Below are 15,471 nucleotides of genomic sequence, written 5' to 3'. Positions count from 1 at the left end.
TTGAACTCGTACAACGTTTAAGAAAATTAAGCTTCGATAATTTCCACCGAAGTCATTTTGTCCCGCCCTTGGAACGCATCTACCTTGTCCATACCTTCTACGACTTTACCGAATACGGTGTGTACGCCATCAAGGTGTGGTTGTGGAGCATAGGCAATGTAGAACTGACTTCCGCCAGTATTTTTGCCGGCATGCGCCATAGCCAGCGAACCGCGTTCATGCTTGTTCGGGTTGATCTCACAGTTGATGGTGTAACCTGGACCGCCGGAGCCTGTACCATTTGGGCAACCGCCTTGAGCTACGAAGCCAGGAATCACACGGTGGAAGACCAGACCGTTGTAGAAGCCGTCTTTCGCCAGCTTTTCAAAGTTGGCAACCGTGTTAGGTGCATCATTTTCAAACAGATCGATCAGCACGACGCCGCCATTTTCAAGAGTAATTTTCGCTTGCTTTGCCATATGTAAATACCCCTTTCGAAATTACAGATGTGAACACTTTTATAAGTTTACTATGAAATCACGCACAAAGCAAAGCAGACGGAAGAGAAATCCGCCTGCTGTATTTCTGCTACACAATCTCCGCAGTAATAACTTACTTCATCACCGTCTGCTTCGCAATGCGAGCAGGGATCACATCATTAGCAATAATGTCCTGATGAGACTCGCGCCGCACCACAAGATCACTTTGCCCGTTCTGCACGAATACCACTGCCGGACGGCGAATCCGGTTATAGTTGCTGGCCATCGAGTAGTTATAGGCGCCTGTGCAGGCTACGGCGAGCAGATCCCCGCTCTCCACCTTCGGCAATTCCACATCCCAGATCAGCATATCACCGCTTTCGCAGCATTTGCCGGCAATGGATACTGTTTCTTCATTCGGTTCAGCCGCACGGTTGGCCAGCAGCGCCTCATATTTGGATTCATAGAGCGCCGGACGCGGATTGTCAGTCATTCCGCCGTCAACGGCAACATATTTGCGTACGCCTGGAATCTCTTTGTTCGTGCCAACAGTGTAGAGCGTAGTTCCGGCATCGCCCACAATGCTGCGGCCAGGCTCAACCCAGATTTGCGGCAGCGACTCGCCAATTCCGGCAAAATGCGTCTTCACCGCACCCGTGATAGCTGCGACATATTCAGACACCTTCAGCGGTGTATCACCTTCCACATAACGAATCCCGAATCCGCCGCCGAGATTGACTACGGGGAACGATACACCAAGTTCTTCCTTTACCTTCCGTGTAAATTCAGCAATCCGCTCTACCGCAAGCTCGAAACCTTCCGTTTCAAAAATCTGTGAACCGATATGGGAATGAACGCCCAGCAGGTGGAGATTGTTTTTCTCCGAAGCCAGTCTTACCGCTTCCTGCGCAGAGCCATTGCCAATATCGAAACCAAACTTTGAATCGGTCTGGCCGGTGGAAGCATACGCGTGATGGGCATGTGCCTCCACACCCGGGGTCACCCGCAGCAGGATATTAACTGTAACTTCCTTGCGCTGTGCAATGGCCTGCAGCATGCTGAGTTCCACCAGATTGTCGACCACGAAGCAGCCGATTCCGGCATCAATCGCCATCTCCATTTCATCCGGCGTTTTGTTGTTGCCGTGAAAATGGATACGCTCTGCCGGAAATCCGGCCTGAAGTGCGGTATACAGCTCCCCATCCGACACAACATCCAGAGACAGTCCTTCTTCGTCGGCCAAGCGGCACATCGCCATGACCGAGAAGGCTTTGCTGGCATAAGCAACCTGAAATCCGAGCCCGGATGCGGTAAAAGCCTCCATGTACTCGCGGCACCGGCGCCGGACCAATTGCTCGTCCACTATATATAGCGGGGTACCATACTCCGCCTTCAATTCTGTCACATCACATCCGCCGATCTCCAGATGATTGGCATCATTAATTCGGCTCGTCCCGTGTAAAAACATTTGTACAGTCCTCCAATTTCTGTGGAAAGTCTTGTTCCACCCTGTCTATTTAGTGTATTCAGTATAGCAGACAAAGGGAACACCATTGAATGGACTAATTTGCAGTTGATTTGTATTTTACTACGACTCGTCCTCTTTCTTCTGAACGGGCGCCATCCGTGTGTTGTCTCTGGTTTTGTTGAAGGAAGGCCTTGTTTTGGAGCTGAGTACAGGCTGACGCAGAAGAATCGCGCCCATAGCCTTTGCATTAAACGGTATAAACGGCCACATATACGAAGAATTGTAGGAACGGTGCGTAGTCAACAGAATCACCAGCAGTGTAGAGCCGATCATAAAGCCCTGCACCTGGAACGCGGCCACGGCGAGCAGCAGCGCAAGCCTGACAATCCGGTTGGCCAGCCCCAGCTCATAACTCGGAGTGGCGAACATACCAATGGATGCGACAGCCATATACAGCACCACCTCATTGACGAAGAGGCCTGTCTGAACGGCAATGTCACCCACCAGGATGGCGGCAATGAGACCCATCGCCGAGCCGAGTGGAGTCGGGGTGTGTACAGCTGCCATACGTAGCAGATCGACCCCAAGCTCGACAAGAAGAAATTGGGCAAGGAGCGGGATTTTGGCAGTTTTCTGCGGTCCGATGAAATCAAGCATTGCCGGTTTCAGCTCAGGGTGAATTACGAGCAGCATCCAGAGCGGAAGCAGGAACAATGAGGCGAAAATCCCAATGAAGCGTACCCAGCGCAGATAAGACCCCATAAATGGTGTCTGCCGGTTCTCCTCAGCGTGCTGGCATAGATCAAAAAAGGTTGTCGGCAGAACCATCACGCTCGGTGAAGTGTCGACAAAAACCACCACCCTGCCTTCCAGCAGATGGGATGCGACAACGTCCGGACGCTCTGAATAGCGGACCATTGGGTAGGGATTCCACCCCCCATCGACGATCGCTTCCTCCAGCTGTTTGTCGGCAAGCGGAATACCGTCAATATTCACGCTCTTAATTTTTTCGGTAACAGCCTTCACCTGAGTTTTATCAACGATATCGTCAATATAGGCGATACAGACATCCGTTCTTGTCCGGCGGCCCACCTGGTGCATCTCATACTTCAGACCTGGATCGCGGACCCTTCTTCTGACCAGAGCAACGTTGCTCAGCAATGTCTCTGTGAATCCGTCCCTCGCTCCGCGCACGACCCGTTCAATAGAGGGTTCATCAGGACTGCGCGAGGGATAGGAACGGGTATCCATAATGATAACTTCAGTCTCACCTTCAAGAAAAAAAACACTCATTCCCGAAAGGACCTTGTTGATGCTCTCGCTTAATAATTCCCCTTTCTCCACCTGCACGTGAGGAATGTATTCCGTCATAAAGCTGGCCAGGACATCCGTGGAAATATTCTCAGGGGTAAGATACGTCAAGCGCTTAAGGATTTCATCAATGATTGTATCTTTGGCGAACCCGCTGATGCACAGCAAGGCCGCTTTGCGCCCGCCAAAGGTCATCTCCCGGAATACCACATCAAAGGATGAACCCAGACCCATCACTTCGGTCAGTGTTTTTTTGGTATCCTCCAGCCTAAGCGGGATCGTATCATCACCCTGCCAGTAAACGATAGACTGCTCGAGAGAATCGGACAGCTCCGCATCACGTTTCTCCTGCCGGGGATCATCGCGTTTCTCCTGCCGGGGATCATCGTTCTTCTTGTCCTCGGCCTTATTCTCATTATTCTTCTTTGCACTTTTTCCTTTTGGATCGGATTGGCTTGCCTGGACTTCTCCTGCTGACCCTTCCCCGGACTGCTTGGGAGCAGCTTGATCATCCGATTCCGTCTCTGATCCATCGTCTTCAGACTCCTCGTCGTCTCCGAACAATCGGGCAAAAAAGCCCTTTTTACCACCCTCCGGCTCCTGTGATCCCAGTTCCTCCGATGCCTCAGCATCCTGCGTACCATCTCCGGCTGAGCTTTTATCGGCAGTGGTGCTGCCTTGTGCGGAATCATCGGTTATGGAAGGTTCATCGCTTTTTGCCGTTCCTTCTTGACCCGGCGTGCCTGCCCCATCCGATGGTTCGAGATCATGGTCGCTATATCCGGTTGCCCCGGCGTCCACACCAATATCCACATCGCTGTCCACAACACTGCCCTTGGCATTGCCGGCTTCATCATCTGTCAGAGCTGAAGCTGATGGACTGTCAGTGGACGGACCCTCTGTACCAAGCTCGTCAGAGGCTTCAGTGTCCTGTCTCCCCGTCCCTTCACCTGCCACCGCATCAACACCGGCACGTGTTTCGGCGTCCTCTTCCCCTCCCGAATCACTTTTTCCTACTGTATCTGCAGTAGCTTCTGCAGTTCCAGAAGATCCGGATTCCGCCTGGGCTACATCCGCTTCCTCTGACGTCTCGTCGTCTCCAAATAAAGAGGCCAGGAATCCCTTTCCACCGTTCTCGGGCTCTTCTGTACCGGGTTCCTCCGCTGCTTCAGCATCCTGAGTCTGGTTGACCCCAGGCGATGAAGCATCTGCGTCTGCCTTGTCTTTTGCTGTTGACCCCTTTGTATCATCGGTCCGGGCTGTATCACTTTCACCCGCTCCTGGGGAGTCTCCTTCAGCGGTGCCCAGATCTGCTGAGGCTTCCATATTTGTTGTTCCTGCTTCTTCTTCACTCCTTGCTTCCATACCGTCCTTTCCGGACTCCTGTTCCTTGTCATGCGGCTCATCCATGTAATATCCGCTGTGAACATACCTTACCACTCCATAACCCCCTTTTACTGTTGGTACACAAACCAATCGAACAAAGAGCCCGCAACCTTGCCGCAGACCATTGCCATGAGCAGCCCGAAGAGCAAATGAGTCATATGCAGACGTTTGGCCAGTATAGGCAGCACATTCAGCACCTCGGTCAGGGCTGCAGCCAGCATACCGACAAATACCCCGTCAAACAGACCTACCGCAAGCTCCGCCAAAGGCCCGGCGGCAATCCGCCAATTCCAGAAATCAGACATGGTGCCAAGCAGCGATCCTCCCACCATAGCCCCCTCATACCAATGCACTTTATCGTAGGAGGAGGTCAGCTGAGCCAGCCGGGGTACCATATCCAGCACGATGAAAAGAGCGATCACCCCGCCGCCTACCGCAATGCCTCCGGCAATGCCAAGCAGCAGATTCAGCGCAAGCGTCAGCTGTGCGGTCATGTTCATTCCTCCGAATGCCCGGAGGCTTCATCTCCACGGCGTTTTAGTTTGCTGTACTCTTCGTTCACTACATAGTGGTCGATATTTTTCTGATAGAGGAACATCTCCACTTCAAGCGGGGTCGGCTCTTCGTTCCACTTTTTCTTAAAGAGATGATTGAAAAAAATCACCATGCCAAACCCGATGCCCATCGAATAGGCAATCTGAAACACATAGGGATGTTCATCCCTGCGGCCGGTCAGCATCTCAACAATCCTGACTTGCACCTCCAGCATGCTGACATCGGCATGGAAATTCATAATCGTCAGCGCCGAGCCGAAGAACAGCAGCAGCCAGACGAGGATAAACAAAGCAATGGACGGTTTCCGCGACTCTACAGGTCCTTCAATCTGCACCAGGGTCCGCCCCTCACCAATCGGCTGAATATCTGCTCCCGGCAGGAGGTCATGAATCTTCGGAATTACTGTCAGCAGGTCTATCAGGATCAGATTACCGTCGCTTTGCACAGGGTCCACCAGCAGGAGCGAATACAGCGGCTCTCTCCACTCCGTATCGGTTATCAAATATGCCACATCCCGCAGCAGAACACTTTGGCCTTTGGGTACCGTCACCCGGTTTTTGAGCTGTATGTAAATTGCGGGAGCCGGATGGGCAGTCATGCGCGGACACCTCCTGAAAGGATCTGATGTAAAGCGGCAACGAGCAAGAATAACGGTAGTATGGGAGAAAAGGCTTATTTTTACTCTTGGACTGCACAAAACTATGGTTTGACCTCATCGTATGCGGGGGAACACCACCACTCACTCCCTGCTTCAAACTTAATGTACAAGTGGAAACGGCTACGCCGTCCCTATAAGGATGGCATCCGTATCAGCTAGAAAGAGAAGAATAATTTTTAGCGTGAAACATATAAACTCTTGTCTTTAAATGAAAAAGGCTGCCCCGTCCTCAAAGGACAAGTACAGCCGTTATAGGTTTATTGGGAAAGAAGCGGAATACGTAACAGCCCCTTGCTTAGCTTCAGTGTACAGTATCAGCTTCATTTTCTTCAGACTTTACAGTATCGTACCATTCATTCACTTCACGGGTGATTTGCTCGCCGCCACCCGCTCTCCATGACGCCACAAAATCATCAAAAGCTGTCAGCGGCTGTTCTCCGTATATGATCGCACTAAACACCTCATTCTCCAGGTTGTTCAGATAGTCTAGCCTCGATTTCATGGTTTCCGTTGCGGGTCCGGTGAACATGTCTTTGTGGGATTTGTCCTTCTGCTGTAAAAGCAATTTGGCCGCTGCCGGAGTACTTTTGCCATAATTGACCGCAATATCCTTCTCCAGCCGGGTAGACGGCTCCTTGCCATCCGCAAGATTGAGCATCGCCTGGAGCTGGGCGTAAGGGACACGCGCTCCGTCGCGGACCAGCAGATATCGGATGCTGTTCACGTAGCCGCCGGAAATTTTGTCACTGGGCAACATCTTGCCGCTGGCGCTCAGCTCATAGTCATAACCTGCGAACAGCCCATTCTCCAGCCCGCTCCCCGGCTCCGGAGCAGCGAAGTTGTCGAACAGATAATTCTCATAAGTAAAAAAGGCTTCCGGGTGCTTCATGGCTTTGCTGATCAGCGTAACCCCGTTGGAGAACGGTGTGCCATGGCGCATGACGGTTCCATCCAGTCCGGCGGGAATGACACCCGGTGTCCAAACTGCACCCGGAACATTCTGTAGTGTATCCTGCAAAGGCCAGCCACTCATCCAGTATGGGCCGGGGATAATGCCCGCTGTGCCTGCAACAGCAGGCTCCGCAGTCTTGTTCTCATCCCAGAGCGCTGCCTCCTGAGGAATGTAGCCCTTGCTGTGCCATTCTCTCAGCTTCGCAAGCCCCTGCGCGATCACAGGGTTCACGGAGCCGTACTCCAGCTTGCCGCCCAGGCCGATGTTCCATTGGTCGGGAAGAGCGCCATACGCGCCGAAGATCCAGGAAGGGTCGCCCATCCATGTATTCATCGTCGATTTGAAGCCGATGCTTAGCGGAGTAACCTGATCGGGGGCCAAGCCGTCCGGATTATGCACTTTGAAGGCCTCCATGACCTTCTCAAGCTCTTCCATGGTGCCGGGTACCTGAAGATGCAGTTTATCCAGCCAATCCTGGCGGTACCACAAAATATAGTCATGATTATATGCATAATCGAGAACAGGCAGACCCATTTTCCGGCCTCCGCGGCTGTAGGGATTCCACACGTTGGGGTCCTGGGCCATCGCTTCCTTCCAGGTAGATGAAGCATAGGTATCGAAGAGTTCTCCTACCTCGGCATACAGCCCGGAATCAATCAGATCCTGGGCAATCGCTGTATCTGCTGTACCGATGGTCACAATATCAGGCATTTCCTGGCCTGACGACAACGCAAGGCGCAGTTTGGTCCCGAATGCACCATTGGTGTCGGTGATGGACCAGAGCGTTTGGATCTTAATGCCGAACATCTCTTTGGCCCAGTGTGTGGCAACATTTTGCTCAATGGATTCCCCGTTCTTGAATTTCAGCTGCGGGTCAACCCCCCATACAGTAGTGACCGTAACTTCAGGGTCATACTTGGCCTTGTAGGCATTGTCCTTCGCAGCCGCCGCAGGGGAGATAACGTCTGAATTGGGATTCGGCGGGATAACCCCGGTATCCTTGTCCTTACAGCCTGCGAGACCGACCGCCAGCATGACACTCAGGAACAGTACCAGCAACCTGATTTTTCCGTCCGCACCCATCCATATCCCCCTAACCTGATTAAGCTGTTTTTCTTTATCCTTCTCGAAATTCATTTGGTGTCATCCCGTAGTGCTTTTTGAACGTTTTGCTGAAATACTGTGGGTTCTGGTAGCCTAGCTCCGTAGTAATCTCATAGACCTTCTTATTCGTATGTTTCAGCAGATACAAGGCCCGTTCCATCCGCATGCGGATAATATAATCCCCGAGTGCTTCACCCGTCTCGGCTTTATAGATTTTGGACAGATATACCGGATGGAGATAGACTTGGTCGGCTATTGTCTTCACGGACAATTCATAGCCTGACGGACTTCCGACCAGCGCATGCACCTGTTTGATGATATAGCTTTTCGTGTATTGATCGCTCTCCGAGAGTTCTGCCCGAAGTCTGTCCAGCAGCTCAAACGCCCATCCCCTAAGCCTCCCGCTGGATGAGCTAAGATCCTGTGCCAGCAGCGGGTCCAGGACAAGCTCGTCAATCTGATGCATGAACTGGCCGCTTTTGTGGGCAATGTACATAAATGCGCTGGTAATAGACAGGAATACCTCATACAAATGTTCTCTGGAAAAAGAGGTGTGCTCCATGTCGCGAAACACATCCTCAAGCTTGCTGCGGACAGCTTCCCATTGCTTCGATTCCAGCAAATGAATCAGGGTGGGCGGCCGGTATAGGCTATCCAGCGGTTTGAAAGCCAGCGGCTCCGGTGAATACCGATCCTTGAGAAACACCACTGAACCGGAATCCACAGACGAAGCCAACACCATGGACCCTAGTCCGCTGCGGTATGCAGCGGTCATTCCGTCTGGAAAGATAAACCATTCCGTAACGGTCAGTGAGATCTCTCCCTTCAGATAGTTGCTGACCGCTCCCTGAAAACGCGTAATTGCCTCTTGTAACCATTCATGACGTTTGGCTTCGTGATTGCCTGTCAATACAAGCTCGTGCTTGGTTTCATCATTCGGTTCCACGAGCAGCACCAGGCAATCATGAGGGGCTTTGCAGAACCACACACGGAAATGGCTGTGAAAAAGCTCCTCGGCAATGTTGCCGATGGCATATTCCATGAGAGAGATGGAACTAGGGTCCATCGTCAAGTAATGCCTTCCAAGCTGGATGAGCAGCAGTACGGCCTCAGCTCCGGGCTCAAAACCGATTTCATAGGCCCCCAGCTTCTGGGCAAGCGACCGTTCAGACATTTGTTTCCCAAGCAACAGATCGTGCATCAGCTTGCCACGGAGCACACTGAAATCCCCTTGCCGGGTATACAGCAGCTGATGATACTTATCATGGGCTTCCCATTCATCCTTCAAAGACTCTATGGCAGTAGAGACACTCTGCATGAATTCCTCATCGTTTACCGGCTTTAGGATATAATCGATGGCTTGAAGCTGGATCGCTTTCTTGGCATAGCCAAAGTCAGAATACCCCGTAAGGAGAATACAGCGGAGATTCGGCCAGCGGGCGGTTGCCGCCTCAATCAGCTGCAGCCCGTCCATCCCGGGCATGGAAATGTCCGTAACGATAATATCAATCGATTGCCGCTCCAGAATCTCCAGCGCTTCCGTTGCAGAAGCGGCCTGGTATACCTCCCGCACCCCAAGCACCTCCCAGGGGATGGTTCGGGCCAGGCTTTCGGTTACATAGGTTTCATCATCCACCAGCAGCAGTTCAATCATTCTTGTCCCTCCCTAAGAGCCTTCTCGGAATGATCCGTGGGCAGCAGCCAGTACAGCGTGGCCTGCAGACCTCCCAGCGGTGATGGTGCGAAGGCAATCCCCGCCTCTTCACCAAAGCGCAGACGCATCCGCTGATGGACATTCCAGAGCCCGCAGCCCATCTCTTCATCCATTGCCCGGACCAGCTTCTGCTCCAGTAAAGCGATCTCCTCCGGGGTCATGCCTTGTCCATCATCCTCAACCGTCAACATCATTTTTCCGCCCTGGCAGACGCCTGTAATCCGCACCTGCCCTGCCTGTGCCGCAGGCTCTATGCCATGCAGCACCGCATTCTCCACCAAGGGCTGAAGCATAAGCGGAGGGATGTCCACTCTGCGCATTTGCGGTGGAATATGGATGGTGTATTTCAGGCGGCTCATTCTCATGTTCTGAATCTCCAGGTAATGAGTCACGAACTCCACCTCTTCGGGCAGCGGGACCATCTCCCGCTCTTGCCGGGTGGTGTACCTGTAATAACGGGACAAATGATGGGACATCCCCACCACCGCTTTCGTATTGTCCAGCTTCGCCATGCTTGTAATGAAAGAGAAGCAATTGTAGAAAAAATGGGGATTGATCTGTGACTGCAGCTGCTTCAGCCGGGCCTCGCGCACATGGATCTTTTCCATCAGCACCTTTTCAATCAGTTCCTGCATTTGTTCCACCATGCCGTTGAACCGGATCGAGAGGAAACTGAACTCGTTTCTGCCCTTGATCCCCACACGGACCGAATAATCACCCTGCTTGAGCTTTTGAAATCCGCCTACCAGCTGTCTGACTGGCACCTGCACTTGTACGTACAATAAATAGGCGGTAAGACAGCTCATTAGCAGCAAAGCGCTGACTGAGAAATAAAACAGCCGATTGGAGGTATGGATGGGCTGCAGAATATCAGACAGTGGCATATAGTCAATAAGGGCCCATCCCATCTTGGAGGAATAGACAATATTGACACTGTAGGACTTATTCCCAATCTCCAGTGTCCGGTTCCCGCTTCCGCTCAGCTCTTTCGGCTCCAGCTGCTTCACCAGCTGCTCCGCCAGAACCCGGTCGGCAGTGCGGTTCAAAATCAGTCCTGTACCTTGTTTATAATAAAACGGATCTCTTCGGCCATCGCTCTTGAATTGATCCAGCATATCCTCAATATTCCGGCTGTCGAACTCCACCTTCATAATCGTCGCTGCCCGGCTGGGAGTGAACTGCGGCATGGAGGGTGTATAGGAAAACCAGGAGAACAGGAAGCGCTCTTCGCCCTGATCCTTTATGGTATTCACCTGCCAGCCGGATTTGACCTCATCCCTGAGCTCGTCGTCACTATACGGCAGCGCATCATTCTCCGTCACCATCCGGCGGACCGCAGGGGAATAGAGCGACAGCTTGCTGTTCCAATTGGAGGAGCTTTCCTGAATGCTGATTTTGGTCTGTATGCGCTTAACAAGCTGAATCGCCTTCAGATTCAAATTTTCTTGTTCCGGTGCCATATCCTTCAGCGTCAAAATATCCGGATCGTGAATGAGCAGGATCGGCCAGGAGGACAGCAGCTCCATCTGGGTCTCCACCTGATTCTGAAAAAAGCGGAGCTGGGTATTATTCGATGTGTTCAGCTCACTGCGCAGCACATCGGTGGTCGTTTTGTTGGAGAAGAAATATAGAAAGGTGATCGGGATGAGCATAATGACCATAATCCCTACGATTTTGCTGAACAAGTTATATCTGTACATCTGTTTCACATCCCGCACCTGAGTCGATAGCTCTTATTGTACAAAGTTTCTTCAGGGACGCAAAGGTAATCACTGGAATACACGCATGTTCGGAACCTTAGCGAAACTTTCCAGCAATGAATGCAGTCTATATTAACAGTTATTAACAAAAGGGGAGGGTGACCGCAATGAATCGAGCTCTAAAAACAACAATTCGCCTGGGAATGACGGCTTCTGTACTGATAGCTCTAATACTTCCGCTTACAGCTCACGCTGCCGACAAGGTCCAAGTATATGACACTTATCAGGATGAAGTGAAGGGAATCGAGCTGTACTCTGTCAGCCAGTTAAATGGAGATCATTTCGATGCTGCAGTTATTGCCAGACAGGCGGATGGGAGCTATGCCAAATGGCAGGAGCCTTTCCATTCCTTTGTTCAGGATGGCAGCGGGCTGCTAAGGTTGTCGGGTTATGATGATCCGGAGCAAAGCTATGTATATGATGTGAAAAAAGAAACCATTATCCGCAAAACCCCCTACACGGTTTCTCCTGACGGCAAGTGGGGATACCTTGAACGTTCCCGTTATCTCTTCGTCCCGGGGGTTAAGCCGTATAGCGGTCACGTTGCCAAGATTCGTGACTATTACCTGAAAAACATGCAAACCCGTGCTGTCTCGATCTACAATTCCACCGAAAGAAGGTTTGACGCCTTCTGGCTGAATGGACATACCCTGCTGGAGAATGGCTATCTCGAGACGGCGAAGCAGAATGTGATCAGGACCTATGATCCAGCCACTGGTGAGCGGAAAGAATTGCTGAAAGGCTCACTATATAACTGGAACCGGGCAAAAGGCATACTGCTATACGTCAAGAACGAGCCCCAGCGCCTGCCATGGATCTATGACCTGAAGACCGGCACCTCAAGACTGCTGGACGGCAATAGCGAAATGAAGGCTTTGTTCCCGTATACCACTCCCCCGCTGGTGTCGAAGCTTCCGCAGGAAATAGCAGTGAATGAATTGCCTGTTATCCAGGTACCGGTATTACAGGAGGATGAGTACTTCGTTAATGTGGATGGTACAAGTATCGGAATTCCTGCGGCATTTGCCAAAGAGGGGGCAACCTGGCTACCCGTTAAGCCTCTGGCCGCTGCTCTTGGCTGGAATCTCCGGCTGCAGCCGCAAGAGTCATCCTATAAGGCAGCGGATTACCGGTATGAGCTGGCTGGCAGCAGTGCAAGTCTAGTGCTTACACCCTCGAACAGCTTCATTACCGGAGGCAGAATGTATTTGACCCGTGAACAACTGAAGCAGATGGGCTATAGCTCCATTGTACTTACTCCTAATTTGGACTACTAATTGCTAGCCGCCAGCAAGCTGTCTACTATTCTTAACAGAGCTTCTTCTCTGGTTATTCCATAAAAAAGATGCCTCCCGGCCGTGTGGCTAGGAGGCATCTTGTTGTACATCAGGGCCCTGGGGTCACTCCCCTCAGGCGGTGCGCTTTGTTGTGGATAATTCAAGATTTGCCGGTACCACCTGCCGGCTCTGCTGATGCGAGATGAAGAACAAGGCTGTCCAGATGAGCGCAAAGCCGGCAATTTGCGGCAGTGTGACCAGCTGGTGGTAGACAATCCAATTAATCAGGATACCTGTCATAGGAAAGCTGAGTTCGGCAAGTGTAGCAAAGGATGCTTTGGTAGTGTTAAGGCCTTTGTAATAGAGCAGCATACTGAGTAGTCCCGGCAGCAGCGCCTGCAGCAGCAGATTAATCGCAATCGCTGACGATGCACCCAAGCCTCCATGGATCTGCCAAGGGGCCCCCTCCATGCTCGTAATGACGAACAGCAAAGGCAGCGCCAGAATGAAACGCAATGAAGTGACCGTTTCGTATTTCATCGAGCCCAGCAGATATCGTCCCATCACCGTAGATCCGCCCCATAAGGCAGCTGCTCCCAGCGCCATCAGACTGCTGACGCCGATGAAGCTGTTCACATGGCCGAAAGGAATGGTCCAGCCGAAGGTCAGCAGATACGTTCCTGCCAGAGCAACGAAGATCAGCGGCCCGAAATTTTTGGGCAGGCGCTCCTTCAGAATGACGGCGGCCAGGCCGATGGCGAACAGCGGCTGCAGCTTTTGCAGCAGGAGGACCGCATTCAGATCGCCTGTGGACAAGGCCTTGGTGAAGAGTATCGTAGCCACGGCCGAGCCGCCCCAAGATACAATAAGCAGCGCAACAGCCTGGCGCAGACGGACCGACCTAAGCTCAGCGCGGTGGCGCCACAGCACAGGGGCTGCTGCCAAAAAAAGCACGACATGCTCCAGAAGCACAATCTGTGAAGAAGTCAGTGATTTGAGCAGAATAATGCGGAACAGCGGATCGACGCCCCATAGTGCAGCGCCCAGAACAACCAGCCAGAATCCGCTGCGCAGTGGCGCTGTGCGGACTCCTGAAGATGAAGCGGTAACTTGACTCATCATACATTCTCCTTGTCGATACAAACCCTCGATAAGAGACCAAAACCCCCAAAAACGTCTGAAAAGGACGTAATTCGGGGGTTGTTTAGGGCAAAAACACAAGTAGAAACGGCTACACCGTCCTTATAGGACAGTAACCATTGCAGCACCTGCTATCTTTGTCTTATGATCCTCTCTCATCCGGACTTTACCGTCGGCTCTGGATTGTCACCAGATCAGTTCTTTCCTCAATAACAGAGAAAAGAAGTCGCGGGCTTAGTTCGCTTTGAACAACACCGCCGGTCAGGAATTTCACCTTACCCCGAGAATCTTGTATTCCGTTATATTTTTCACAATTACAGGATAACCCTGTTTGCTCATTTCGTCTAGCCCTTTATGAAAATATTCACATTTTTTTCATTAGACACATCATTTCTGAATCTCTGGCATCATCTCATTATTTGGAAGAAATGAGGATGTGAATCATATATAATATAAATGTGTGCATTTTATCCATATTTTGCTTCGGGAAAGAGAGGCCGTTATGAAAAGACCTGTTGCTCTGAATCTGCTCTATTCTGTTCTTGTCCTGATTGCCCTGGCATTTGCCGGATTTATCGGCTATTTCATTGCTGCATTAGCCCTTGGGCTGGCCTTTTACGCACCGCTTGTGGTGGTGGTTGCCTGCGGCCTGGCTCTTTATTCCGTGATGGCTATTTTTGATTTGCTTTCCAGCCGGGTCCGGAACCTGTCTCTTGCCGTCTTCGCCGGACTTTGCCTGCTGGCCACAGCCGGTTATGAGCTGAACAAAGCCTACGTGAACAGCTTCGCTGTGGTGAATGACCAAGAGGTGAACCTCAGTCAGTACAAGCCGTTCGATGTCAACAGCAAGGCTGCAGTTCTGGATAAGTCCGCAACCTACCACATCAGTGACCAGCTTCCGCATCTGGACGGAGCAACGGCTCTTTATCCGCTCTATTCCGCTTTTGTGCAGGCGGTGTACCCGGAAGACAATTATGATCCATATGAAATTAATGATGATGACATTATCCTGTGCTCCTCCACCGCCTTCGCCTACAAACGGCTGATTGCCGGAGACACTGACATAATTTTTGCCGCTGCCCCTTCTCTCGCCCAGCAGAAAGAGGCCAAACGGGCAGGCAAAGAGCTGAAGCTTACACCGATCGGACGCGAAGCGTTTGTCTTCTTTGTCAATAAGCGCAATCCGGTGTCCTCCCTGAGTACCGAGCAAATCAAGGACATCTATGCCGGCAAACTGAAGAACTGGAAAGAGGTGGGCGGCAAAAATGACCGGATCCGTGCCTTTCAGCGGGATCAGGGCAGCGGCAGCCAGACAATGCTTGAGAAAATCATGAAGGACCGCACACTGATGACTCCACCTCAGGAAGATGTGATGGATTTGATGAGCGGTATCATCAGTCAAACCTCAGATTACCGCAACTTCAAAAATGCGCTTGGCTTCAGCTTTTTGTTCTATGCGTCCGAGATGAACAAGAATGATCACATCAAGCTGCTTGCCATTGATGGTGTAAAGCCTGACAAAGAGGGAATCCGGAGTGGAAAGTATCCTATGACCACAGAATTCTATGCCGTAACCGCGGGCAGTATGAATCCCAATGTGAAGCCGTTTCTGGACTGGATACAATCGGCCGAGGGACAGGAACTGGTGGAAAAGACAGGTTATACCTCATTAAAATAACAGATATTAA

10 protein-coding genes, 1 pseudogene and 1 riboswitch are annotated in these 15,471 nt (G+C 51.6%); of the genes and pseudogenes, 2 read left to right on the top strand and 9 right to left on the bottom strand.

The genetic code is table 11. The annotated features are described in order from the left end of the window. Positions 1-26: 26 nt before the first annotated feature. The 8 genes and pseudogenes from ACTJKB_RS09670 to ACTJKB_RS09635 form a co-directional block, all read right to left on the bottom strand. Positions 27-458: a peptidylprolyl isomerase gene (locus tag ACTJKB_RS09670; RefSeq protein ID WP_074087558.1), complete on the bottom strand. Its 432-nt coding sequence runs from the start codon at positions 456-458 to the stop codon at positions 27-29. Between the two features lie 133 nt (positions 459-591). Continuing rightward, entirely contained in the window at positions 592-1,926 is a 1,335-nt protein-coding gene (gene lysA, locus ACTJKB_RS09665; protein WP_074107529.1) for a diaminopimelate decarboxylase, read from the bottom strand. 120 nt (positions 1,927-2,046) lie between these two features. Then, a pseudogene (locus ACTJKB_RS09660) lies at positions 2,047-3,573 on the bottom strand (spore germination protein); the annotation flags it as partial. Between the two features lie 1,118 nt (positions 3,574-4,691). Next, complete coding sequence (locus ACTJKB_RS09655; RefSeq protein WP_440833541.1) at positions 4,692-5,117, bottom strand: stage V sporulation protein AB; 426 nt, start codon at positions 5,115-5,117, stop codon at positions 4,692-4,694. Between the two features lie 2 nt (positions 5,118-5,119). Next, positions 5,120-5,776 (bottom strand): stage V sporulation protein AA, encoded by a 657-nt coding sequence (locus ACTJKB_RS09650; RefSeq protein WP_440833540.1) that lies wholly within the window; start codon positions 5,774-5,776, stop codon positions 5,120-5,122. A gap of 361 nt (positions 5,777-6,137) precedes the next feature. Then, entirely contained in the window at positions 6,138-7,871 is a 1,734-nt protein-coding gene (locus tag ACTJKB_RS09645) for a sugar ABC transporter (RefSeq protein WP_440833882.1), read from the bottom strand. 34 nt (positions 7,872-7,905) lie between these two features. Then, positions 7,906-9,546 carry a response regulator transcription factor gene (locus ACTJKB_RS09640; protein ID WP_440833538.1) on the bottom strand — a complete coding sequence of 547 codons (1,641 nt, stop codon included), beginning with the start codon at positions 9,544-9,546 and terminating at the stop codon, positions 7,906-7,908. Beyond that, on the bottom strand, positions 9,543-11,306 hold the full coding sequence (locus ACTJKB_RS09635) for a sensor histidine kinase (protein ID WP_440833536.1): 1,764 nt from the start codon (positions 11,304-11,306) through the stop codon (positions 9,543-9,545). Before ACTJKB_RS09635 ends, ACTJKB_RS09640 begins: the two co-directional genes overlap by 4 nt. A 167-nt stretch (positions 11,307-11,473) precedes the next feature. Between ACTJKB_RS09635 and ACTJKB_RS09630 the strand changes: the two genes are divergently transcribed. After that, the gene (locus ACTJKB_RS09630) at positions 11,474-12,643 is read left to right on the top strand and encodes a hypothetical protein (protein WP_440833534.1); all 1,170 of its coding nucleotides are present in this window, start codon (positions 11,474-11,476) and stop codon (positions 12,641-12,643) included. A 132-nt stretch (positions 12,644-12,775) separates the two neighbouring features. Here ACTJKB_RS09630 and ACTJKB_RS09625 read toward each other — a convergent pair whose 3' ends face one another. Further along, positions 12,776-13,762 (bottom strand): DMT family transporter, encoded by a 987-nt coding sequence (locus ACTJKB_RS09625; RefSeq protein WP_440833533.1) that lies wholly within the window; start codon positions 13,760-13,762, stop codon positions 12,776-12,778. Between the two features lie 164 nt (positions 13,763-13,926). Beyond that, positions 13,927-14,075, bottom strand: a riboswitch (FMN riboswitch). 210 nt (positions 14,076-14,285) lie between these two features. Between ACTJKB_RS09625 and ACTJKB_RS09620 the strand changes: the two genes are divergently transcribed. Beyond that, on the top strand, positions 14,286-15,461 hold the full coding sequence (locus ACTJKB_RS09620) for a PstS family phosphate ABC transporter substrate-binding protein (protein WP_440833531.1): 1,176 nt from the start codon (positions 14,286-14,288) through the stop codon (positions 15,459-15,461). The last annotated feature ends 10 nt before the right edge of the window (positions 15,462-15,471 follow it).

The organism is Paenibacillus sp. 22594 (genome assembly GCF_052044425.1).
Lineage (GTDB): Bacteria > Bacillota > Bacilli > Paenibacillales > Paenibacillaceae > Paenibacillus_AQ.
The sequence above is the reverse complement of the archived record's forward strand: the minus strand, read 5'-3'. Positions and strand labels throughout refer to the sequence as shown.

What these genes read in the sequence shown, in the direction of transcription:
- lysA (WP_074107529.1), bottom strand. Translation starts at nt 1,926, where the DNA reads ATGTTTTTACACGGGACGAGCCGAATTAATGATGCCAATCATCTGGAG.
- ACTJKB_RS09670 (WP_074087558.1), bottom strand. Translation starts at nt 458, where the DNA reads ATGGCAAAGCAAGCGAAAATTACTCTTGAAAATGGCGGCGTCGTGCTG.
- ACTJKB_RS09655 (WP_440833541.1), bottom strand. Translation starts at nt 5,117, where the DNA reads ATGACCGCACAGCTGACGCTTGCGCTGAATCTGCTGCTTGGCATTGCC.
- ACTJKB_RS09635 (WP_440833536.1), bottom strand. Translation starts at nt 11,306, where the DNA reads ATGTACAGATATAACTTGTTCAGCAAAATCGTAGGGATTATGGTCATT.
- ACTJKB_RS09640 (WP_440833538.1), bottom strand. Translation starts at nt 9,546, where the DNA reads ATGATTGAACTGCTGCTGGTGGATGATGAAACCTATGTAACCGAAAGC.
- ACTJKB_RS09645 (WP_440833882.1), bottom strand. Translation starts at nt 7,871, where the DNA reads ATGGGTGCGGACGGAAAAATCAGGTTGCTGGTACTGTTCCTGAGTGTC.
- ACTJKB_RS09620 (WP_440833531.1), top strand. Translation starts at nt 14,286, where the DNA reads ATGAAAAGACCTGTTGCTCTGAATCTGCTCTATTCTGTTCTTGTCCTG.
- ACTJKB_RS09630 (WP_440833534.1), top strand. Translation starts at nt 11,474, where the DNA reads ATGAATCGAGCTCTAAAAACAACAATTCGCCTGGGAATGACGGCTTCT.
- ACTJKB_RS09625 (WP_440833533.1), bottom strand. Translation starts at nt 13,762, where the DNA reads ATGAGTCAAGTTACCGCTTCATCTTCAGGAGTCCGCACAGCGCCACTG.
- ACTJKB_RS09650 (WP_440833540.1), bottom strand. Translation starts at nt 5,776, where the DNA reads ATGACTGCCCATCCGGCTCCCGCAATTTACATACAGCTCAAAAACCGG.